Genomic DNA, 22,359 nt, shown 5'->3' on the forward strand with positions numbered 1-22,359 from the left:
CCTCATAAGCCGCAGACTCGCCCGAGAAAGCACCCCGAACTGGCGCGACACCTGAAGCTCGAACCAAACAACCCTGCCGGGACAAAACGCTCTTTAAGGGCCCGGCCCGCCCCGGGTGCCCCGTCCGCGCGGGCGGGGCACCCGGGGCTGCGATCTCACGCGCCCGGCTTCTCCAGGATCGGCACCCAGTTGAACTCCGGGCAGAAGCGGGCGTAGGTCGTCAGCTTCCAGGCCGCGTACTCCTCCACCCGGCCCGAGCTACGCAGCAGGTGCTTGACCCAGGTGTGCGCGATGCGCTCCTCCAGCGTCATGGTCTGGTCGATCTGGTCGAGCATCCGGCAGGCGACGGCGAAGTCCTCGACCGTCAGCGCGCTCAGGTCGATCTCGATGCCCTCCAGGGCTAAGGAGAACACCAGCCGGGAGGTGGAGAAGCGGGTCTTGCGCTCGCCCAGGAACGTTGTGTGGGGCTCCAGGACCTTCCGGAGGCGGTCGCGGTCCTCGACCGGGTAGCCGATGCCCAGGTCCAGGTCGGAGGTCTCCAGGTTGAGCCTGGTGCCGAACGAGCCGACATCGCGGGACTTGTGCCCGGTCCACTCACTGATCAGGGCGGACGCCTCCGTGCGCACCCGTTCCAGGCGCTCGTCGTCGGCGCGCATCTGCTCGTAGAAGGCGCGGGCGCGCTCGAACTCGCCGTCGGTGAAGTCGTTCCGGTCGACCCAGCGCCGCTCGGTGATCGCGTTCAAGTCAAGTTCGGTGAAGGGGGATTGTGTCGTCACGCGACGCACCATACTCACTTCCCGAACCAATCCATCAGCATTTGCCACTAATTGAGAGGTAAGAGGTACTTCCTGTGAGTGCTCCGAATTCCCCCGCACGCCGCACCCTGGCCGGCGGGCTGTCCGTCCACCCGATCGGGATCGGCGCCTGGGCGCTGGGCGGCCCCGACCACAACCTGGGCCTGCCGATGGGCTGGTCCACCGCCGACGACGCCGCCTCCCGCCGCGGTCTGGAGAGGGCCTACGAACTCGGCGCGAACCTCATCGACACCGCCGACGTGTACGGACACGGGCACTCCGAGCGGATCATCGGCGACTTCACCGCTACCGTCCCCCGCGACACCGTGGTGCTGTCCTCCAAGGTCGGCTACCACCGCGGCACAGCCCGCCACGCCTACCTCCCCTCGGCCATGCGCCGGCAGCTCGAGACCACGTTGGAGAACCTGCGCACCGACCGCCTGGACATCTACTTCTTCCACAACGCCGACTTCGGGCCCGACGACCGCTACCTGGAGGCGGCCATCGCCCAGATGCGGGACCTCCAGCGCGAGGGCCTGGTCACCGCCGTCGGGGTGCGCGGCCCGCACCGCTACGCCACCGAGCGGGTCACCGTCGCCAAGGACCAGCGCGGCGACAAGTACGCCCGCTTCGCCCACCTCGCCGAGCAGATCCGCCCCGACTACCTCGCGGCCCGCTACAACGCCCTGACCCGCCCCCGGCAGCCGGCCGCCCCGACATCTTCGGCCTCGCCGCCTCTCTCGGCGCGAGCGTGCTGATCAACAAACCCCTCGCTCAGGGGCTGCTCACCGGCAAGTACGATCCGGACCGGCCGCCCGTCTTCGCCCTCGGCGACCACCGGCTGCGCAAGGCGTGGTTCACCCCCGGCGCGCTGAAGATCATCCAGGACGGCCTGGCGCCGCTGCGCGAGCGGTTCGGCCACACCTCCGCCGCCCTGACCCGCGTCGCCCTGCAGTACTGCCTGCAGCAGGCCGACAACGCCGCCGTCCTCGTCGGCTTCACCCGCCCCGAGCAGGTCACCGAAAACCTGACCGCCATCGGCACCCCGCTCACCACCGACGAACTCGCCTTCGTCCGTGACACCCTCGGCCGGCTCCAGCAGAACCTGGACGCGGCCGGCGAGGTGTTCCTCGACGAGAAGGGCGCTGGCCGATGACCTCTCCCGCCGAGCAACTGTCCCTGATCACCGCGGGCGGACCCGCCCACCGGCCGGCCGCCGACGCCGTGCGGCTGCTGCTGTTCAACGCCCAGCACGCCTCTGCTGAACGCTCGCGTCGCCAGGCCGAATGGATCGCCGGCCAGGAGGGCGCCGATATCGCCGTCCTTACCGAGGGGTCCTCCACCCGGGGCGGCGAGGCCCTCGTCACCGCGCTCACCGAGCGCGGGTACGCCACCGTGATCGCCCCTCAGCCGTCTACGCCCGACTACCGCACGGTCATCGCCTGCCGTTCCAGCGATGTCCAGCCGGTTCCCAGCCCAGTCACCGTCACCCCCCACCGTGCCCCGGCGGCCCGCGTCACCGTTGGCGGTCACGACATCGGCGTGCTGGGCCTGTACGTGCCCTCCCGCGGTCCGAAGGACCAGCGCAACGTCGCCAAGCGTGCCTTCCAGGAGTCGGTCACCGAGAGCCTGCCGCTGCTGCTCGCCTCCTTCCCGGACATGCCCGTCATCGTGGCCGGGGACCTCAACGTCATCGAACCCGGCCACCAGCCCCCGCACAAGGTGTTCGGCAGATGGGAGTACGCCTTCTACGACTCGTTTCAGGCCGCCGGCCTCACCGACGCCTTCCGTCATCTCCACCCCGACAAGATCGCCCACTCCTGGTTCGGGCGCAGCGGCAGCGGCTTCCGCTTCGATCACCTCTTCGTCTCCACACCCCACGCCGAGCGTGTCCTGGCCTGCGACTACGACCAGGAAGCCCGCGAAGCGGGGCTGACCGACCACGCCGTCATGACGCTGCGCCTGGGCCTGCCGTCCACCCCGGGCGAACAGGGCGAAGCCCCAGCAAAGAGGGCTGACTGACAGCCGACGGCTGCAGCGACCGAACGTCGGCGTTTCGGCCAACCTCCCCCGAGCCCCGCGCCCTTGTGCGGCAAGGGTCGATGCACTGCGCACCCTCGGAAAGCCGCTGAATCACAGGGCGTACAACGCGTCCGAAAGGAACAGGTGCTCGAAGACGTGCGGCGTCGTTGAGCACGGCGACGCCACCGCCACGTCCACGAGAGGGGAACACATTGACGCCAGCCGAACTAGATGGCGACATGGTCCCTGCGGACCTGATCTGCCGTAAGCGCGGCCTGTCCCGGGGCATGTTCATCGCCCAGGCCGCCCAGTACGGAATCGCGCCGTCGACCGGCGGCGTGCCCGGCCCCCGAGGCGCCAAGCCGTCCGGCCATGGAACGGGGAGCTGAACCGCTGGAGCTTCTTTCCCCCGCCTGCCCGCCCCCTGACACCGAAGGCGAGACGACTCCCATGCCACCCAGCTCCACCGCGATCCGCAGGACCGTCGAGGCGTACCTCGGCCGGCACCCCGGCGAGCGTGACGCCCTGGCCGAGCTCCTCGCCGCGCTGGACCGGTCCGTCGACGTGACCGCCCGAACGACGCTACCCGGGCACGTCACGTGCAGCGCCGTCATCGTCGACCGCCAGGGCCGGGTCCTGCACATCCGGCACCGGGCCACCGGTCTCATGCTCACGCCCGGCGGCCACATCGAGCCCGAGGACCGCACGCTGCTCGCCGCGGCGCTGCGTGAGGTGGCGGAGGAAGCCGGGATCTCGCCCGGGGCCCTGTGCCTGTCCCGGCAGATGCTCGGCTCACCGGTCGACATCGACGTCCACGACATCGACGCCAACCCGGCCAAGGGCGAACCGGCCCACCAGCACTACGACTTCCGCTACGTGTTCTATCTCGCCGGCGAGGAGCCGCCGGCGATCACCTTGCAGGACGAGGATGTGTCCGGCGCCCGGTGGCTTCCGCTGTCGGAGGTCACCTCGCCGACGCTGCGCGAGAAGCTCCTCCAGGCGCGGCTGGACGGGCAGCCGGAGCCGGTGAACGCCTCCGCGCTCATCCACGACGGCCGGGGCCGGTACCTGCTCCATCTGCGCGACCACAAGCCCGGCATCTGGCAGCCGGGGGCGTTCGACCTGCTCGGCGGCGGCCGCAGCCACGAAGACCAGAGCCTTGAGGACATGTTGCTGCGGGAGCTGTCCGAGGAGGTCCCCGACCTCCGGCTGGATGACCTGGAGCCGTACGCCGTGGAGACGGCCACCAGCGTCGACGGCCTCAGCGTCCCGGTCCAGGTGTTCACGGGCCGGTGGCGCGGAAACCCCGACCGGCTCCGGCTGCACGAGGGCGTGCTGCTGAGGTGGTTCACCCCCGACGTACTGGACCGGCTCCGCCTGAGCCCTGGCACACGCGACCTGATTCGCCGGCATGCGGCGGAGAGCCCCCCGAACAACGAGCAGGACGCGGTTCCCGCCGTGTGGGACGGGGGCAGCCGGACGGTGCTGCAAGGCATCGGAGTCCACCTCCACCTCGAAGACGCCGAAGGCCGGGTGCTTCTCGGGCTGCGTCACCCCGATGCGAAGTACGCGGGCGACACCTGGCACTACCTCGCCGGCCGGTGTGAGCAGGAGTCCGCCCTCGCCTGCCTGGTCCGCGAGACGGAGGAGGAGGCCGGTCTCCTCATCGACCCCATGGACGTGGAACTGGCGCACGTCGTCCACGTCATCGACAGCCCAGGCGCGCTGCCGTTGATGCAGCTCGTGTTCCGCGCTCGCCGTTGGAAGGGAGAGCCGGAGGTCCTCGAGTCCGACAAGTGCCTGGCCTGGAAGTGGTGGCCGCGGGATGAGCTGCCGGACCGGCTCGTCCCCTACACCCGAACGGCCATCGCCGCGATCGCCGAAGGTCGCCCCTACTCCCAGATGGGGTGGTGAACACGGTGAGCACACCTATCGGGAACCAGCCCGAGCAGCATGCCCCGTCCGTCCGCAGGCCGGCACCGTCGGGGGCGGCGAGGTGAGCGCCGAGTCCGACGTCATGGTCGTCGCCGGGATCCTGTCGCTGCTGTACCGGATCACGCCCACCGTGGTCAGCGAAGGTCCGGAGGGAACGGCGACCTGTAACTACGTGGCCGAGGACCACGCGGGCCGGCGGTGGTTCGTCAAGGCGTACCTCCCTGGCACTGACGTGGACCAGGAGCGCCGGGCCCTGGCCTTGGGCGAGGCGGCGAGGGCGGCCGGGGCTCCGGTGCCGGCCGTGCGGCGGACGGTGACGGGCAAGGTGATCGCGTCGGCGGGCGGGCTGTCGGTGTCCGTGGCGGAGTACGTCGCGGGCGCGGAGACGGCCGAGGGCGGGCTGTCCGGCGACCGGTGGGCCGCGGTGGGCGAGGCCGTCGGCCGCCTGCACCGGGCCTTGGCCCGCCATCCCGTCGGACCGCCACACCCGGTGGCGGCCCAGGAGGTGTGCGACATCGCGCGCGCCGAGCGGCGGCTGGAGGAACTGCTCGCCCACTGGGCCGCCGCACCGCCTGCGCCGGAGGGGTTCGCCGCCTGGGCGCGCCGCACCGCGGCGCGGCGTCTTGCCGCCCTTCCCGAGGTGGCGGCCCGCCTGGAGAAGCTGCCGGACACTCTGACGGCGCAGATCGTGCACGGGGACCTGGCCTCGCCCAACCTGTTGCTGCGCGGCGAGGCGGTTGCCGCAGTGATCGACTTCCGGTCTCCGGGGCATCGCAGTGCCGCGTGGGAGCTCGGCCGGATCGTGCTGGACCCGCGCACCGTGCTGGCCCGTCCGGATGAATGGATCCCGGGCCTGGCCCACGCCGTTGGCGCCTACCCGTCCGCGAACCCTCAGCTGCCGGCCGAGGACCTCCTCGCCGTGCCGCGCGTCGCCGCCGGCTACCTGGCCTGCTCGGTCTATCCCCTGTCCGAGCCGCTGAACGACCCTGCCTCGGTCACTCCGGCCCTGGAGGCGTACGGGCACGCCCGACACAAGGCCGCGACGGTGCTGTGGAAGCGCCTGGAGGAAGCCGAGGAGGTGCTCCGTGACGTCCTGCGCTGATCCCCCTGCCACACCTTCCGGTGACTCGCTGTGGCGGCACCGGGACTTCCGCCGGTATCTGACCGGTCAGGCCGCGAGCGTGACCGGCAGTTCGATCACGCAGATGGTGCTGCCGGTACTGGCCGTGCTCCAGCTGGACGCGACCACCGCCCAGGTCGCCTGGCTGGCGTTCCTCGGGCAGCTCCCGCCCGCGTTGCTCGCCCTGTACGCCGGCGCGCTCGCCGACCGGCACTCCAAGCGTCGGCAGATGATCGCCGGGGACCTGGTGAGCGCGACGCTGCTCGCCACCGTGCCGGTCTCGGCCGCGCTGGGCACCCTCACCCTCACGCAGCTCATGCTCGTCGCCGTGGTGCAGGGGGCGGCGAGTGTGTTCCACGACGCGGCGGCCATCAGCCTGCTGCCCAGCCTCGTCGACCGGTCGTTGATCCAGCGGAGCAACAGCCGGGTCGGCGCGCTGTTCGCGGTCGCCGCGACCGCCGGAAGCCACCTCGGCGCCGCGCTGACCGCGCTGCTCGGCCCTGCACGGGCCCTGCTCGGCGACGTCGCCTCCTACATGGTCAGCGCCGTGTGCACCGCCCGCATCCAGACCGCCGAACGCGCCCGCGCACGCTCGGAGTCCCGCCGGCTGCGCGGCGAGATCGGCGAGGGCCTGCGGTACGTGCGCGGCGATGACCGGCTGTGGACCCTGACCCTGGTCAACGCCACGACCTCGTTCGCCCTCGGGCTGCTCAACACCCTCTGGGCGCTGTACCTGTTGAGGTCCCTGGCGATGAGCGCGACCGCGTTCGGCGTAGTGCTGGGCCTCGGCGCGCTGGGCGCGGCCGCCGGAGCGCTCACCGCCCCGGCGTTGGCCCGCCGGTACGGACCGGGGCCGATGATACTGACCGCGCTCGCGATCACCCCGCTCACCCAGATCCCGCTGCTGCTCGCCTCCCCCGGCCTTGCCTGGCAGATCACGATCGGGGCGGCTCTCTTTGTGCAGCTCGCCTGCGCCGGGGCAGCGGGCACTACCCAGCGATCCATCCGCCAGATCGTCACCACGGCCGGGATGCAGGCACGGATGCAGGCGGTGAGCACCTGGCTGACGTCCGGCGCCCGGCCCGTGGCCGCGCTCCTCGCCGGCGCCTTGGGCACGTGGATCGGTGTCCGGCCCGCTCTGACCGCCGGAACCCTCCTGCTCCTGACCCCGCTCGTCGTCCTCGCCCGCTCCCCTATCCGCGCCCTACGGCAGATGCCGGACCCGCCCGCCGCCCCTCTGCCGTCGTCGCCCGCAGCCCGGACGTCCCCACCCGCCGTGCCCACTCCAGCGCGCACGGACGACATGCGGCACGAGCGCGCACTCGGAGGCGATGCCTCGTGAACAAGGTACCGAACTCGGCGGCGATGCCCGCTTCTCCCCCACCCGATCCCCTGGAGTGCACCGTGCTGAGCGACCCCACTGCGCCCGCCGCGCCCCTCCTTCCGGCGCAGCCCTCCGGCGACACTCCCAGGGCTGTGGCGGCCCGGGCGGCGATGGTCGCCCGGCTCGAGGAAAGCGGAGCGCTCGGCCCCGGACCGGTGCGAGAGGCCCTGCTCGCGCTGCCGCGCCAGATCCTGATGCCCCAGGCATACGTGCGGCGCAGCGCTCCGGACGAGACGCCGCCGCGCTGGGATCTGCTGGACTTCTCCCGTCCGGCCGACCGGGATGAGCTGCTGGAGCGGCTGCACAGCGGGGACAGCGTCGCGATCCAGCACGACGGCGAGCCGATCCTCGGCCGCGTTCCCGGGCCGCGCCGCGGGGGCGTGATGACCGCCATGTCGAGCACGATGGGCCTGACCGCGGACCTGCTGCAGCAGCTGGACCTGCGGCCCGGCCAGCGGGTGCTGGATGTGGGGACCGGTGCCGGGGTGACCGCGTCGGTGGCCTGCTTCGTGTGCGGCGACGCGGGCGTGGTCACCCTCGACATCGATCCGCACGTCACCGCGGCCTCCCGCCAGCGGCTGTCCGCTCTCGGCTACCGGCCGGCCGCCGTCACCGGGGACGGCACCACCGGGTGGGCCGCCGCCGGGCCGTACGACCGGATTTTTGTCTCCTTCGCTGTCCGCCACGTGCCGCAGACCCTGGTGGAGCAGCTGGCGCCGGGCGGGCGCGCCCTGATGACGCTCGGGACGTCGTCGCCGTCGTGGCCGGGCCTGGCCGTGATCGAACGGCGACAGGACGGGAGCGTGGAGGCCCAGCTGCGGGCGGTCGAGTTCGGTCACCGGGCCGGGTCCGGCTTCGACCGGCTGTTCCTGTCCGCCGCCTTCCGATCGGAGATCACCACGGCCGCCGGGTGGACGCAGCGCAGCATGCTCGCGCCGCCGGAAGACACGGCGCGCGGCATGTGGCTGGCCCTGGACCATCTGTATCCGGGCCTGGTGCGCGACTTCGGCGCGGAGGACCTGACGATCGGCGCGCCCGCGTGCCGGTCGTGGTTGCGCGTGCGGGCTGTCGGCCACCGCTGGTGGGACGTGACGACTGCGGGGCCGCGGGACCTCTGGGCGGAGATCCAGGATGTCGCCGGCCGGTGGCGGGCGGCCGGTGCGCCGGACGTCTTCCGGCTCCGCTTCGACGCCGACGGCAGCCAGTGGGCCGCCAGCCCGAACGGCACGCTGACCTGGCAGCTTTCCTCTGGCGAGACTGGAGATGCACGATGACCCGCCCCGATCGACCGGCCTCTGCGGCGGTTTCGGACGATGCCCTGTTCGGGCCCGAGGCCGCCGACTACGCTCGCTACCGTCCCGGCCTCCCGGACGCCGCGGTTCACCTCCTGGCCGCCACCCAGCACGGTGTGCCTACCCCCGTCCTGTTGGACCTGGGGACCGGAACCGGCCAGGTGCCCCGCGCGCTGCTGCCCGTCCTGCGCCGACTGGCGCACATCGACCTGGTCGACGTGAACGCCTCGATGGTGGAGGCGGCCCGCGCCGCACTCGAACCGGTCCGCGGAGCGTGCACGGTCGACGTCTTCACCGGCGCCGCCCATACCTTCGCGCCCGCCGTGCCCGGCCGGGCACCGACCCTGATCACCTGCTGTCGGTCCTTCCACTGGATGTCCCGCCCGGAGGTCCTGTCCATGGCCGACCGGGTAGCCGCGCCGCACGCCGTCGTGACGATCATGGGCGACGGCAGCCTCTGGACCCATGAGGCCGACTGGACGGCCGCCCTTCGGGCACTGATCCAGAGCTACCTCGGCGAAGACCGGCGCGCGGGCACCTGCGGCACCTACGCCGGGCCGGACCGCTCCTACGAGGACGACCTGGCGGACTCGGCGTTCAGCGCAGTGACCGAGCGCAGCTTCCCCGTCTCCCGCCTCTGGGCCCCCGAGGACGTGATCGGCTACCTGCGCACCACCAGCTTCGCCCGCCCCGCCCTGTTCGCCGGCCGCCACGGCGAGTTCGAGGCCGCCGCACTCCGTCTGCTCCAGGACCATGCCGGCGGCGGCGTCCTGAAGGAGGATGCGGTGTTCAGCGTGCTGCTCGCGCGCCGCCCCGGCGGCGCTGCGTGAGCGGCACCCAGCGGCACACCGAGCCGCTCGACGTCCACCTGATCGCCGTACGCAACGGGGCGGCCGGGCAGCCGGAGGTGCTGCTGTCCAGGCGGGCCGGTGACGTGTACGCGGCTGGCTGCTGGCATCTCGTGTCCGGGCATTTGGACGGACCGTGGGAGGACATGGTCACCGCCCTGGTGCGTGAGGCCCGGGAGGAGGCCGGTGTCGTCATCGACCCGGCCGATGTCCGGGCGGCCGTCACCGTGCACCACCGGGCCCCGGCCGGCGGCGCCAGGATCGGGATGTTCTTCGTCGTGGAACGGTGGGAGGGCACCCCGGAGGTCATGGAGCCCCAGGTGTGCGACGCCATGGGCTGGTTCTCCTTCGACGCCCTGCCGGAGCCGATGGTGGCGTACTGCCGCGCCGGGTTGGATGCCTACCGGGCCGGCGCGCGGATGGCCGTGCACTTCCAGGAGCCCGGCGACCCGATCGCCTACGACCGGTCCGTCGACCGGCTGGTCCTGCTCCCTGAACCCGCCGCGCGAGGCGCGGTCCCGGAGCAGGCGGTGCGCGCGTTCGCCGAGCAGGCCGTCGGCCGGATCACCGGGTGGACGGACGTGTCCTGGGCGCGGGAGGAGAGCCGCGTGTGGCGGGCGGCCGGGGCCGAGGGCGGCGAGTGGTACGTCAAGATCCACCAGAACGACCGGTTCCACCATCGTGAGGTGGATGCCCTGCGCAGCTGGGTCCCCGGCCTCGGAGCGGCCGCACCCCGGCTGATGGCCGCCGACCCCACGCTGCGGGCCGTCGTGCTCACCGCGGTGGGCGGCCGACCCTTGCACGGCGCCGTCCACCCGCCCGCGCAGCAGCGCCTCATCTTCCACCGCATCGGGCAACTCGCGGCGGCCATCCACCACAGCGCCCCGCCCCGGCCGGCCGCCGCCGGCCTGCCGCTGGGGAAGCTGGAGCGCCACCTCGCGGGCGCCCTGCCCCACCTCGGCCCCGGCGACGAGAAGTTCATCCGCGCCACCGCCGAGAGGGCCGCCGGTCTGACCCCCTTGATGACGGTGCACACGCATGGTGACTTCCAGCTCCGCAACCTGCGCTGGGACGAGGCCGGCGACGCTCTCTTCGTGATCGACTTCGAGCGGTCGGAAGACGGCCCGGCCGTACGGGACTTCGTACGACTCTCCGACGCCTGGCACGGCCGGCCCGACCTCTTCCAGGCCGTGATGGACGGCTACGGTCGCAGCTTCACCCCAGACGAAGAAGCTCACCTCACGGTCCTGTCCGTCCTGGATTCCGTCTCCGGGATCTCCTACGGCGCCGCCCACCACGACCCCGAGCTCATCGAGCGCGGCCGGCGCACGCTGGCCCGGCTCCGCGCCGCACAACGCCCCTGAACACCCACGCCTACGTACGAGGAGCAGCACGTTGACGTACACAGCCCGCGACGAGTGGGAGAAGCACTTCAGCGACGGCCGGGGGTTCCGGCAGGTCGGTGAGCGGGAGCGGGAGATCCTCGCCGAGCACGCCTCCGCCCCGGATGGTGGCGGCCGGGCGCTCGATGCGGGCTGCGGCACCGGCGAGCTGGCCGCCTACCTCGCCTCCCTCGGCTACACCGTGGACGCGTGCGACTTCGCCGACAGTGCGCTCGCCCGGGCCCGCGAGGAGCACACCGGCGTCGAGGGCGTGCGCTGGCTGCACCTGGACATCGAGCGTGACGATCCTGCCCCGCTGGATGAAGAGGGGTACGACCTGGTCGTCATGCGGCTGATGTACCCGTTCGTGCAGGACAGGGGGCGCATCGTTCACGGGCTGGGTGAGCGGCTCCGGGACGGCGGTGCTCTCGTCGTCATCACCCCGGTGGCGGAGACCACGCCCGAGGAGCGGCGCGGGATCGCCTTGGACGAGGACGAGATCGCCGTGCTCGCTGCCGGCTGGGAGACGGTGGAACGTCTGGACGCGGACGGCTTGGCCGTCCTGGTCCTGCGCGGTCCCTGCCACGCCAGCACGAGGGCCGTCGAGAAGCGGCCGACCACCGCTCATGCTCTGACCGGTGCCCTCGCTGTCGTCACCGATGACGCCGGCCGGGTCCTGCTCGGCCGCTCCCGCGGCGGCATGCTCGAACTTCCCGGCGGCAAGACCCGCGGCCCGGAGGATTTCGCCGCCGCGGCCGTCCGCGAGCTCGCCGAGGAGACGGGCCTGGTCGCCGACCCGGCGAATGCGTACGTGGTGACGATGCTGGTGGACGACAGCCACGGCATCCCGCGGCTCACGGCCGTCGTCCGCATCACCGCGTGGACGGGAACGCTGACCGACGCGGAGCCGGAGCTGTTCGCCCGCTGGGAGTTCTTCGACCTGCACGCTCTCGCCTGTGTCGGGGGCGTCTTCGTCCCGGCCGCACTTGCGATCGACAGCGTGTGGCCCGGCGTCATCCCGGACCTGCCGCCTGTGGTCTCCTACCCGCTCGCCGCCGATCGGCCGCCCGTGCCGGGTGAGCCGGCCGAGGCCGTCCGGCTGCGCCAGGCGATGGCCCAGACGGTCATCGACGGCGGCTGGGCCCCGTCCGAGCCCGTCCGCGACGCGCTGCGGACCGTGCCGCGCCACCGTTTCGCCCCGGAAGCGAGCCTCGCGGCCGCATACGACGGCGGCGACCGGGCCGTCATCACCCGACGCGACGAGACCGGGACGGCCATCAGCTCGGTGTCCGCGGCCTGGCTCCAGGCCGACATGCTCGAGCACCTGCACCTCGAACCGGGAGCGATCGTGTTCGAGGCGGGATCCGGCGGCTACAACGCCGAGCTGATCGCCCACGCCGCCGGGCCCGTCGGTCGCGTGGTGAGCGTCGACATCGACCCGTGGGTCGTACGCCGCACCCGCGCCTTCCTCGCGGAGGCCGGCAGCGGACGCGTCACCGTCGTCGAAGCCGACGCAGCCCTCGGCGCGCCCGCCCGCCTCGTGCCCCGCGACGGCTTCGACGGCAGCATGGTCACCTACAACTGCTGGGACATCTCCCCGGCCTGGCGCGAGCAGCTGGCCGAGGGCGGGCGCCTGGTCATGCCGCTGGAGATGGGCGGCTACACCAGGGCGATCGCGTTCGAGCGGCGCGGCGAGGTGCTGCACGCCCGCCGCTTCACCTACTGCGGCTTCGTCCGCGACCAGGGGCAGCAGGCCCGCCCGGCCCCGGTCGTCCCCCTGCTCGACGGAGCGCTGGCCCTGCGCTTCGACGACGGTTCCGCCGTCGGCACTCAGGGCCTGGAGGAGGCGCTGCGCGGGCGGCGGCACGAGGTCGCGACCGGCGTGACCATGGGGGCGAACTCGTACTTCGGTTCCCTGCAGCTGTTCGCGGCCACCACCTTGTCGGGCTTCTGCCGGCTGGCCGTCCACCAGGAGTCCGCCGAGGCGGTGACCGGCATCGCGAAGGACCGCGACGCCCCCGCGATCCTCGGCGAGGCCTCGCTGGCCTACCTGATCCACGTCCAGACCAAGGACAGCGACCGCCGGGAAGACAAGGGGTGGGAGTGGTTCGCGTACGCCTTCGGCGAGCAGGGGCCCGAGCTCGCCGAGCGACTGGTGGCCACGGTGCTGGCCTGGGACCGACACATCCGCGCCGAGGCCAACGACGAGCACGCCGATCCCGTCCTGACGGTCCACCCGGCCGGCACGCCCGACGATGCACTGCCCGCCGGCGACGTCCTGGACAAGGTGAACTGCCGGATGGTGTTCCGATGGCCGGGTCGTGACGTTGTGCTGCCCGGGCCCGTTGAGCGTCCGGTGGCCGACGCTGTGGCGGAGGGGGTGTGACGGTGGAACGGGCCGTGTGTCAGGCGGTGTTCGTCGCTCCGGCGGAGCGCGACGAGCGGGACCAGATGCGGCGCGCGCACGCGGCCGCCGCGCAGCAGTTCAGGGTGTCCGCGTCGGGGTCGGAGGTGTGGGGGTGGCAGGGCCGCACCCTGGGGCGGCGGGCCGGGGACTGCTGGCTGCGCATCGTCTCCGCCGAGGCCGACAAGGCGGGCGGACGGCTGTGGGAGGGGACGGCGAGTGCTGACATGCGCGTGCCCCGGTCGGTGCCGCGGCCGCGGCTTCGCGGCGTCCTCGACTGGACTTCCCGGGACGTCGCCTACCGGGCCGAGCTCACCGAGTACGTACCCGTCCCACCGGTCACCAGCGGCACTCCCGTCCTCGACCAGGACGTCGCTCTGCCCGACTCGTGGTGGGCGGAGCTGAAGTCCGCGCTCGGGACGCTCGCGATGGTGCCCACCGACCGGGAATCGGTACGGCAGAACTGGGTCGACCGGAACTTCCGCCGCTTCCTCGGCATCGATCCCGTCCGGATCCGGGAGACGACGACCGGGCACGCCGATCTGCACTGGGCGAACCTGACACGTGCGCCCCTGGTCCTGATGGACTGGGAGAACTGGGGCCGGCTTCCCGTCCCCACGCCCTGACCAGCCCCGACGGCCTGGAGAAACCCATGCCCCGCCCACGCGTCGACGTCGTCGTTCTGACCATGAACGATCGCCCTGCCGAGGAAGGAGCCGCGCAGGCGACCCTCCTTGCCCAGGGCGGCGTCGACGTGCGGGTGGTGGTGGTGGTCGGCAACGGCTGCAAGCCCGAGGCCGTACCGGCCGGTGCGCTCACCGTGTGCCTGCCCGAGAACATCGGCATCCCCGGCGGTCGCAACGCCGGCGCCGCCGCGCTGCGCGACGCGGGCGATCCGGCCGAGTGGCTGTTCTTCCTCGACAACGACGCCACCTTCCCCCGCCCCGATGTCCTTGCCCGGCTCGTCGCCGAGGCCGAGCGGCACCCAGAAGCCGCCTGGGTGCAGCCCCGGCTGACCGGCCCGGACGATGTGACCACGCCACGCCGATGGGTCCCCCGGCTACACGCCTCAAACCCGGGACGGCCGGGGAAGGTCGCCTCGATGACCGAAGGTGTCGTCCTGATCCGGCGCGACGCCTTCGACGCGGCAGGCGGGTGGGAGGATCAACTCTTCCTGTACCACGAGGGGTTCGACCTGGCCTGGCGGCTGTACGAGGCGGGCTGGAGCGGCTGGTACGCGGCCTCGATCCGCATGCACCACCCCCTCACCCAACCCGCCCGCCACGCGCTGTACCACCGGCTCGCCGCCCGCAACCGGATCTGGATCGCCCACCGCAACCTCCCCGCCCCACTCCTCCCCCTCTACCTGGGCACGTGGACCGCGATCACCTTGGCCCGGGCCGTGCGCGGCGGCGGACTGGGCCAGACGCTGCGCGGCATGCGCGAAGGATGGACGAGCCGACGTACGCAGCGGCGGCGTCCGATGAGCTGGCGCACCGTCTACCGGCTCACCACCGCCGGGCGGCCGCCGATCATCTGACCTCCTTGCCCCTCCGCCACTTCGAGGAGTCCCCTTCGCCATGAACCAGCCGTCATTGCCTTCCCTGATGGGGGTGTTCGCCCACCCCGACGATGAGAGCCTGCTGGCCGGCGGTGTGCTCGCACAGCACCACGCCGTCGGCGCCCGCACCTGCGTCGTCACCGCCACCTGGACCCCGACGAGCTACCGAGCCCCCGAACTCGCCGACGCCCTGAACATCTTGGGCGCCGGGGCCCCGCGGCTGCTCGGCTACGCCGATGCCCACAACCCCACCTCGACACCCGACAGCGCCATACGCCTCGTCGACGCGCCCCTCGACGAAGCCGTCGGCCGCCTGGTCGCACACATCCGTGAGGTCCGGCCCGACATCGTCGTCGGCCACGACGCCCTGGGCCAGCTCACCGGGCACCCGGACCACCGGCGCGCCCACCAGATCACCCTCCTCGCCGTCGAGGCCGCCGGCCTGCCGCACCTGTATCCCGACGCCGGCGAGCCCTGGCAGCCGACGGCCCTGTACGCGGCCACGCACTCGCAATCCGGTGTGGGCCGGCTCGGCCCGCTCCTGCAGAGCGTCGGGAAGACGCTCCTCGCGGTGCCGGACGCGTACGTGACCACGACCGTCGACGTCTCCCCGTGGGCCGCGGTGAAGATGGAGGCGATCCTCGCGCACCGCAGCGAAGCCGCCCGCGAGCGGCCCCTGCCCGGCCTGCTCGCCCGCCTGCCCGAAGCAGAACGCAACGAGATCATCAGCACCGAGTCCTTCACCCGGCTCACCCCCGGCCCCGCGCCGGGTGACCCTCACCGGCTCGTCGCCTGACCGACCGCTGTCCACATGGTTCCGCCCGCACGATCGGAGACAAGATGACCGCCACGCCCGCCCCTGACGGGCCGCCCAGCACGGTGATAACCGATGAGGAGTACGGGGTCCTACGTGCCTCGGCCGCCTGGTGAGCCGGTACGTCCGTGCTGATCACCGACCGGCGCGGCCGCATCCTGGTCCAGCACGTCGACTACCGCACGACCTGCCTCCTGCCGGGCGGCGCCGTCGATCCGAACGAGTCCCCGGCCCAGGGCGCCGCGCGGGAACTGCGCGAAGAACTCGGCGTCACCACGACCGTCGACCGAGGGCTCGCCGTGGACTGGGTCAGCGCCGACAGCCTCAACGCGCCCGCCAACACGCGCTTTCCCGGCGAGATCCTGCACGTCTACGACGGCGGCACCTGGGACAACGAGCAGATCGCCGCCATCCTGTACGCAGCCCCCCTCACCCGTCTCGGCCCGCCATCCGCCGACCCGGCCACCGGCCGCACCCACATCCGGATCCTGGCCACACCCGAGCAGGCCCTGGAGCTCTTCGACTGGGGACTCCCGGCGGCCGACCAGCTCGCCGCCGTCCACCAGGCCCGAACGCGGCTCGGGATCCCCCGTGCCGCGCGGCAGCCCCTCACCGAACTGCCGGACGCCACCGACCTCACCACCTTGTAGCCCGCCTGGCCCATCTCGAAGCGAGGATTCGCATGAGCAACACATCACCCTCCCCGGGCACGCCCCCTGTGGCCGCTCGGCCCCTGTCGGCCACAGGAGCCGCATCGGATGCCGCACCGCTGGTTCGAACGGGACACTGTCAGTGCGGCCGGATCTCCTACCAGGTCACCGGCGTGCCAGATGATCCGCATTTGTGTTCATGTGTCCATGAGACGCGGATCTCCGGTGGGCCTGCGGTGCTGTGGGTGGGCTTCCCCCTGGACTCCCTGATCTGGACCGGGCCCGGGGGCGAGCCGAAGTGGTACGCGACCTACCCGACCCTGCGACGAGGCTTCTGCCCCGACTGCGGAACACACCTCGTGTCCGTGGCCGACGGGTCCAGCATGGTCATGGTGACCGGGTTCAGCCTCACCGACCAGAGCGGCATCGAGCCCCTCGGGCACTCCCACCGCGAGAACGCCGCGCCCTGGATGCACATCACCCTGGCGCCCGGCCCGATCGTCCTGATGTCCGACCCGCGCGTGGCGGCCATCCCCGTCGCCGACTGCGGCGAGCCGCTCGTCGACGTACGGGGAACCCTGCTGGTCGACGACCGCAGAGCCGACACGACCGGCTCGTACGCCCATCTGCGCCGCGGCGTCCTCGACCGGCTCGTCCACGCCCAGTCGCTCCTGCCCGAGGGGCTGCGCCTGCTCTACATCGAGGGCTTCCGCCCGCCCGACCTGCAACGGCGCTACTTCGAGGAGTACGCGGACGAGCTCCGCGCGGCCAACCCGGCCTGGCCCGATGAGCAGGTCCACCAGGCCGCCAGCCGGTACGTGTCCCCGCCGGAGATCGCCCCGCACAGCGCCGGCGCCGCCGTCGACCTCACCCTCGTGGACGCCGACGGCACCGAGCTCGACATGGGCACACGCGTGAACGCCAGCCCCGAAGAGAGCGACGGCGCCTGCTACACGGACGCCGCCTCGATCAGCCCCCAGGCCCGCGCGAACCGGGACCTGCTGGCCGGTGCCCTGTCCACCGCCGGGTTGATCAACTACGGCACGGAGTGGTGGCACTGGAGCTACGGCGACCGGTACTGGGCCCTGATGACCAACCAGCCGACGGCGCTGTACGGACCTCGCTCCCTTCGCTGACTGGGACTTGCTCGTTCGTTCACAGCCGACGCGGGCCAACCCGGATGCCGGTGCCGTGCCGGCCCTGAGAGCCGGCATCCGCACGGTCCAAGGGCTGGCGCAGCACGGCAGCGACCTCCTCGTACGACCGAGGCGGCACGAGCTCCCCAGGCCGGCGAACAGGACAGAACCCGCAGGGATCCGGCCGGACCACCCGGAGCACAGGGCCGGGGCACCAGCGGGTCGCGTAGCGTCCGCGCCATGGCGAGGACATTGCGACTGGCTGTCGCGCAGAGCACCGTGCCGGAGGACCCCACCGACCGCGGCGCGCTGCGGGCGGCCGGGCAGGAGATCCGGGCCCTTATGGCGGAGGCAGCCGGGGCGGGTGCGCGGCTGGTGCAGTTCCCCGAGGGAGCGATCGTCTATCCGAGCAAGCACGTGATGGCGGCCGGCCCGGACGGCGAGCTTGTCCCGGCCGACTGGAGCCGTGCCGCCTGGGACGTCCTGCGCGAGGAGGCCGAGTCGATCGCTGCGCTGGCTGGGGAGCTACGGCTGTGGACGGCGTTCGGGTCGCTTCACCCGCTCACGCCGCCGAACAGGCCCCACAACAGCCTCTTCGTCGTCTCCGACCGCGGCGAGCTGGTCGCCAGGTACGACAAGCGGTTTCTGTCGCACACCGAGGTCTCCTATCTGTACACCCCAGGGCGTGAGCCGCTCGTCTTCGGCGTGGACGGCATCCGGTTCGGCTGCGCGCTGTGCGTCGAGGCGCACTTCCCGCCGCTCTTCGACGAGTACGAGCGCCTGGGCGTCGACTGCGTCCTGCTCTCCGTGATGGTCGACGACGCTCCGAGGGCACGCGTCGCCCAGGCCTACGGGACGCTGTACTGCTACTGGCTGGGCTACGCCGTGCCGGCACAGTTCAGCGCCACGGTGCCCTCCGGGATCGTAGCGCCCGGCGGCCGATGGCTGGCGCAGTGCCCCGCCGACGGACAACCCGCTCTGGCGGTCGCGGACATCAACCTCGACTCGACCGACACGGACATCGACGTGGCCCTTCGGTACGCCCGGCCATGGCGCCGACGGGCGCAGGAAGGGCTTTACGAGGACCGGCTGGTGGTCGGGGACCCGCGCAGCGAGGACCGCACAACGTTTTGAGACCGGACGCCACCGATCTCACCGCCTTACGGCTCGCCCGCCCCATCTCGAAGCGAGGACTCCCACGAGCAACACATCGGTCACAGTGCGCCGTCGAAGGTCTCGTGGTGAGCGTGAACAAAGGCGTGCTCTCGGCGGCTCCGTGCAAGGCCTTGCGCGATGACGTCCGCACTGACGGAAACGCCGTTCGGATGCAGTCCCTGCTCTGCCCAGAACCGAGCGTTGCGGATCTGCCTCTCCAGGATGGAGTCGACCAGCGCACCGCGTTCCTGAAGTTCTGCACGAGTGGTGGCGACACCCTCATGCGGCAGGTTTCTTCGGCCTCTGCGGACTTTGTCGGGAGTCTCCTCGCGAGACCTAAACTCAGCGCTTCCATTCCGCCCGGTTCTCGTGGCCCGGCTCCGGGTTGCGACCGGCGGGCGCGATCCGACGACTCCTGAGGAGAACCCCGTGTCCGAGAAGATCACCAAGGCCAAGGCGCTGTGCTACATCGTGCGTAGCGGCAAGCTGCTGGTCCACCGCCACACCGACTTCCCCTGGGAGGAGGCCGGCGTCCAGGTCCCGGCCGGCAGCATCCGCGAGGGCGAGACGCCCGAGGCGGCGGCGCTGCGCGAGGCCCGCGAGGAGACCGGACTGACGGACTTCAAGATCGTGCGCAAGCTGGGCGTGACCTCGTACGACATGGGTCCGTACCGCCCTGAGATCCAGGAGCGGCACGTCTTCTTGATGGAGCTGACCGAGCCGACCCCCGAACGGTGGCCGAGCCAGGAGGACCACGACGGGCACGGCGAGCCGACACGGTTCGAGTGCTTCTGGATCCCGCTGGAGACTGCGCACGTGCTCCAGTCCGGGCAGGGCGCGCTGCTCGGGCTCCTGGACGCCTGCCCCCACCCATTCGCCTCGCCCCGCATCAGGGAGGCAGCCGATGCACAGCACACTCGCCCGGCACGGCCCGATCGACGAGCTGTACCGCAGCCTGGAGGCCGACGCTGGCGAGGCCGCCGTCTCGGTGATCCTGAAGGTGCGCGAGGAGACCTGCGACATCGACTGCATCTACTTCTACGAGAAGCACAAAGAGGCCCCGGGAGGAGCGCGGATCGACGCCGGGCAGGTACGCCGGCTCACCGAGATCTTCCCGGGCCGCCGGCTCGCGATCGAACTGCACGGCGGTGAGCCGCTGACGGTCATGTCCCTTGTCGTGGTGTAGGCGATCGGTCGTCTGACGTGGCGGGCAGGACGATCGTGTCGTCGGGATAGAGGGCGTCCATGCTCTCGTTGGAGAGGTAGCGGCGGGGGAAGGCGATCCATTCCTCGTGGAGTTCGGCGAGGACGGCGGTGGCCGGGCGGAGGACGGCGGCCGGGTTGGGGAAGACCTGGACGACGTCGGTGCGGCGTTTGATCTGCCGGTTCAGCCGCTCGAGCGGGTTCGTGGACCGGATCTTCTTCCAGTGCTGGTGGGGGAAGTTCGCGAACGCGGTCAGGTCCTCCTTCGCCTCCAGCAGCATCTCTGTGACCTTGGGGAACTGTCGGCCGAGCATGTCGGCGACGGTGTCGAGCTGGCTGCGGACCGCGTCCGCGGTGGGCTGGGCGAAGACCGTGCGGATCGTCGCGGCGACCATCTCCGCCGACCCTTTCGGGATCACGGCGAAGCCGTTGCGGACGAAGTGGACCCGGCAGCGCTGCCAGGCGGCGCCGAGCATGACCTTGCGGATCGCTTTGACCAGGCCGCTGTGGCTGTCGGAGATGACCGGGCGGACGCCACTGGGGCCGCGTTCGCGCAGGTGACGCAGGAACTGGGCCCGGAACACTTCGGTCTCGCTGTCGCCGGCCATGACCCCGACGACCTCGCGGCCACCGTCCTGGGTGACGCCGGTGGCGATGACGACCGCCTGCGAGACGATGCGGTGGTCGACGCGGGCCTTGACATAGGTGGCGTCGAGGAACAGGTGAGGAAACCGGAGGTGGTCCAGCGGCCGGGTGCGGAAGGCGTCGAGCTGTTCGTCCAGCTCAGTGCATATTCGGGAAACCTCACTTTTCGATATCCCGGTGTCGGAGCCGAGGGCTTTCACGAGGTCGTCGACGGAGCGGGTGGAGACGCCGTGGACGTATGCCTCCATGATCACCGCGTAGAGGGCCTGGTCGATGCGCCGCCGGCGCTCGAGGAGGCTGGGGAAGAAGCTTCCGGCCCGCAGTTTCGGGATGGCGAGCTCCAGGTCGCCGGCCTGCGTGGTCACCGTTTTCTCGCGGTGGCCGTTGCGCCAGGTGGTGCGGGTGCCGGTGTGTTCGCCCCACTCGGCGCCGGTCTTCATGGTGGCTTCGGCCTCGATCAGTTCCTGCAGCAGCCTTTCGGCGACCTCGCGGACGAGTTCAAGACCATCGGCCGAACGTAGTGACTCAAGCAGGCGAAGCAGGTCATGCCGGGACAAGGCCACCGTGCACCCCCTGGGGTCGAACGGCCCGTTCACTCCGGACAGTTGCACGGTGGCCTGCCGGTTGAGCAGGGAGCAGACACCGGCAGACGGTGCACTCCAGGGAGCAGAACCCGCGCACTCAACCGCGGAGATCACCTACACCACACAGCGGGACGCCATCCGAAGCGGTGTCCGGTGGGCCATGGCGAGCCGCCGTCCGCCGGTGCCTGGACCTCTACCTTCTCCGGGGCCGTCTCGGCGGTGGTCGCGCGCAGGCACGAGCGATGGCGGGAGATGCACCGCTCGGCGGCTTCGCCAAGGTTGCGCCAGAGGTGGAAACGGTCGGCAACCTGGACGGCATTGGATGCCCCGATGCTGGCGCCTTCTGCAAAGAACGGAGCACGGTCACGGCAGACGACCTCGATCCCCGGGCGCTCGGCCAGCCAGGCCGCGACCGTCCCCGCCTCGCGATCCGGCAGCAGGTCAACTGGTCGGCGGGTCTCGACGTCGACCAGGACCGCCCCGTAGACGCGTCCCTTGCGCATCGCGTACTCATCGACGCCGACCACCCGCGGGGTCCGCGGCTGCGGCTCCGGGAGCGCGTCGACCAGTCGCAGGACCGTGTTCCGGCTGGCCCTCACCCCGAAGACGTCGGCCAGCCGGGCGCCGGCTCGGCCGGCCACCGCGAGGCCGACCTCGGCCAGCGCCGACCGCATTCGTTCGGTCGGCGCTGGCTGTGTCGGCGGGTCAGGCCCGTGACCTGCTCGACGAACGTCCGCCGCCCGCATGAGGCGTCCTCGCACGTGAACCGCCGGACCCGCAGCCGCAGTACCACCCGCCGTCCTGCCACGGGAAGATCGGCGGGAAACCGCAGGTAGGAGCCGTGCACCCGCGCCGACCAGCTTCCGCAGCCTGGGCAGCGAGCGTTGGCCGTCCGGGATCTGACACCGATCCGGATCACGTCGCCGTCGTCTTGCACCGACACCACCCTGATCTCCGAAGCCGACAGGAAGAGCAGCTCTTCTAGCCGGAGCAGTACCTCGCGCACAGCCCAGAACCATCAGCCCGAACCTTGCCGTCACCGGCCGTTTCCAGACGATCTTGGGAGATGGGCCAGCAAGATCAACAGTCACAGGCAGTACGCACACCACAGAAGTTGGACCAGAACCGAAACTCGTGAACAAAGCCACCGGTGCGCTCTACCTTTCTTCCCGGGAGGCCCAGCCATTCGTAGGGTTGTGCCACCCAGGGGAGCCGGGTGTGGCTCTCGGTGCGCTGCCGGCTTGTGGCTCCACATGCATGGCCGCCCGGCTCCCCACGACGACTCGGCCGCCGATTACTGAGGTTTTCGTTAGTTCTGTGGTGTTTGGGGATGAGTGGTCAGGCCGGTGTGGGTGAGGAAGGACCACGGGAGTTGCTCGCTGGAGCAGACTCGGTGGATGCCGCGTTCGGCTGCGTCAGCGACATCGGCG

General features: G+C 71.6%; 22 protein-coding genes and 1 pseudogene. 19 read left to right on the forward strand and 4 right to left on the reverse strand.

Features of this window, described 5'->3' with window-relative positions; genetic code table 11:
• Positions 1-155: 155 nt before the first annotated feature.
• Complete coding sequence (locus ACIRFH_RS35420) at positions 156-776, reverse strand: hypothetical protein (protein ID WP_403530338.1); 621 nt, start codon at positions 774-776, stop codon at positions 156-158.
• A 74-nt stretch (positions 777-850) separates the two neighbouring features.
• Here ACIRFH_RS35420 and ACIRFH_RS35425 point away from each other — a divergent pair, with 74 nt between their 5' ends.
• From ACIRFH_RS35425 to ACIRFH_RS35515, 19 genes and pseudogenes are all read left to right on the forward strand, one after another.
• Positions 851-1,552, forward strand: coding sequence for an aldo/keto reductase (locus ACIRFH_RS35425; RefSeq protein ID WP_403530341.1), 702 nt, complete (start codon positions 851-853; stop codon positions 1,550-1,552).
• Positions 1,546-1,950 (forward strand): aldo/keto reductase, encoded by a 405-nt coding sequence (locus ACIRFH_RS35430; protein ID WP_403530343.1) that lies wholly within the window; start codon positions 1,546-1,548, stop codon positions 1,948-1,950. The genes ACIRFH_RS35425 and ACIRFH_RS35430 overlap by 7 nt, the downstream gene beginning before the upstream one ends.
• A complete protein-coding gene (locus ACIRFH_RS35435) occupies positions 1,947-2,816 on the forward strand; it encodes an endonuclease (protein ID WP_403530346.1) in 870 nt (289 codons plus the stop codon). The genes ACIRFH_RS35430 and ACIRFH_RS35435 overlap by 4 nt, the downstream gene beginning before the upstream one ends.
• Before the next feature lie 239 nt (positions 2,817-3,055).
• Complete coding sequence (locus ACIRFH_RS35440; RefSeq protein ID WP_403530349.1) at positions 3,056-3,205, forward strand: hypothetical protein; 150 nt, start codon at positions 3,056-3,058, stop codon at positions 3,203-3,205.
• A 61-nt stretch (positions 3,206-3,266) separates the two neighbouring features.
• Complete coding sequence (locus ACIRFH_RS35445) at positions 3,267-4,730, forward strand: NUDIX hydrolase (RefSeq protein WP_403530352.1); 1,464 nt, start codon at positions 3,267-3,269, stop codon at positions 4,728-4,730.
• An 82-nt stretch (positions 4,731-4,812) separates the two neighbouring features.
• Positions 4,813-5,853 carry a phosphotransferase enzyme family protein gene (locus ACIRFH_RS35450; protein WP_403530355.1) on the forward strand — a complete coding sequence of 347 codons (1,041 nt, stop codon included), beginning with the start codon at positions 4,813-4,815 and terminating at the stop codon, positions 5,851-5,853.
• A complete protein-coding gene (locus ACIRFH_RS35455) occupies positions 5,837-7,213 on the forward strand; it encodes an MFS transporter (RefSeq protein WP_403530358.1) in 1,377 nt (458 codons plus the stop codon). Before ACIRFH_RS35450 ends, ACIRFH_RS35455 begins: the two co-directional genes overlap by 17 nt.
• A complete protein-coding gene (locus ACIRFH_RS35460; protein ID WP_403530361.1) occupies positions 7,210-8,529 on the forward strand; it encodes a methyltransferase domain-containing protein in 1,320 nt (439 codons plus the stop codon). The genes ACIRFH_RS35455 and ACIRFH_RS35460 overlap by 4 nt, the downstream gene beginning before the upstream one ends.
• Before the next feature lie 134 nt (positions 8,530-8,663).
• Positions 8,664-9,377, forward strand: coding sequence for a class I SAM-dependent methyltransferase (locus tag ACIRFH_RS35465; protein ID WP_403530364.1), 714 nt, complete (start codon positions 8,664-8,666; stop codon positions 9,375-9,377).
• The gene (locus tag ACIRFH_RS35470; RefSeq protein WP_403530367.1) at positions 9,374-10,759 is read left to right on the forward strand and encodes a phosphotransferase; all 1,386 of its coding nucleotides are present in this window, start codon (positions 9,374-9,376) and stop codon (positions 10,757-10,759) included. The genes ACIRFH_RS35465 and ACIRFH_RS35470 overlap by 4 nt, the downstream gene beginning before the upstream one ends.
• A gap of 31 nt (positions 10,760-10,790) precedes the next feature.
• Complete coding sequence (gene fxlM, locus ACIRFH_RS35475) at positions 10,791-13,163, forward strand: methyltransferase, FxLD system (protein ID WP_403530370.1); 2,373 nt, start codon at positions 10,791-10,793, stop codon at positions 13,161-13,163.
• Complete coding sequence (locus tag ACIRFH_RS35480) at positions 13,160-13,807, forward strand: hypothetical protein (protein WP_403530373.1); 648 nt, start codon at positions 13,160-13,162, stop codon at positions 13,805-13,807. Before fxlM ends, ACIRFH_RS35480 begins: the two co-directional genes overlap by 4 nt.
• 26 nt (positions 13,808-13,833) lie before the next feature.
• Complete coding sequence (locus tag ACIRFH_RS35485; RefSeq protein ID WP_403530376.1) at positions 13,834-14,721, forward strand: glycosyltransferase family 2 protein; 888 nt, start codon at positions 13,834-13,836, stop codon at positions 14,719-14,721.
• A 40-nt stretch (positions 14,722-14,761) separates the two neighbouring features.
• Positions 14,762-15,538: a PIG-L deacetylase family protein gene (locus ACIRFH_RS35490; protein ID WP_403530379.1), complete on the forward strand. Its 777-nt coding sequence runs from the start codon at positions 14,762-14,764 to the stop codon at positions 15,536-15,538.
• Positions 15,539-15,684: 146 nt separating this feature from the next.
• On the forward strand, positions 15,685-16,206 hold the full coding sequence (locus ACIRFH_RS35495) for an NUDIX domain-containing protein (RefSeq protein WP_403530382.1): 522 nt from the start codon (positions 15,685-15,687) through the stop codon (positions 16,204-16,206).
• A 506-nt stretch (positions 16,207-16,712) separates the two neighbouring features.
• Positions 16,713-17,342 (forward strand): M15 family metallopeptidase, encoded by a 630-nt coding sequence (locus ACIRFH_RS35500; protein ID WP_403530397.1) that lies wholly within the window; start codon positions 16,713-16,715, stop codon positions 17,340-17,342.
• A gap of 240 nt (positions 17,343-17,582) precedes the next feature.
• Positions 17,583-18,476, forward strand: a complete 894-nt coding sequence (locus ACIRFH_RS35505) for a carbon-nitrogen hydrolase family protein (RefSeq protein WP_403530385.1) — start codon at positions 17,583-17,585, stop codon at positions 18,474-18,476.
• 450 nt (positions 18,477-18,926) lie between these two features.
• A pseudogene (locus ACIRFH_RS35510) lies at positions 18,927-19,298 on the forward strand (NUDIX domain-containing protein); the annotation flags it as partial.
• A gap of 103 nt (positions 19,299-19,401) precedes the next feature.
• Positions 19,402-19,683, forward strand: coding sequence for a hypothetical protein (locus ACIRFH_RS35515; protein WP_403530399.1), 282 nt, complete (start codon positions 19,402-19,404; stop codon positions 19,681-19,683).
• Here the strand turns inward: ACIRFH_RS35515 and ACIRFH_RS35520 are convergent.
• The 3 genes from ACIRFH_RS35520 to ACIRFH_RS35530 form a co-directional block, all read right to left on the reverse strand.
• Positions 19,661-20,908, reverse strand: coding sequence for an IS256 family transposase (locus ACIRFH_RS35520; RefSeq protein ID WP_403530388.1), 1,248 nt, complete (start codon positions 20,906-20,908; stop codon positions 19,661-19,663). The two genes, ACIRFH_RS35515 and ACIRFH_RS35520, sit on opposite strands and share 23 nt — an antisense overlap.
• Before the next feature lie 131 nt (positions 20,909-21,039).
• Complete coding sequence (locus ACIRFH_RS35525; RefSeq protein ID WP_403530391.1) at positions 21,040-21,603, reverse strand: transposase; 564 nt, start codon at positions 21,601-21,603, stop codon at positions 21,040-21,042.
• On the reverse strand, positions 21,525-21,935 hold the full coding sequence (locus ACIRFH_RS35530) for a transposase family protein (protein WP_403530394.1): 411 nt from the start codon (positions 21,933-21,935) through the stop codon (positions 21,525-21,527). Before ACIRFH_RS35530 ends, ACIRFH_RS35525 begins: the two co-directional genes overlap by 79 nt.
• Positions 21,936-22,359 lie beyond the last annotated feature (424 nt).

The sequence above is a fragment of the Streptomyces sp. NPDC093586 genome (genome assembly GCF_044764905.1).
Taxonomy (GTDB): domain Bacteria; phylum Actinomycetota; class Actinomycetes; order Streptomycetales; family Streptomycetaceae; genus Streptomyces.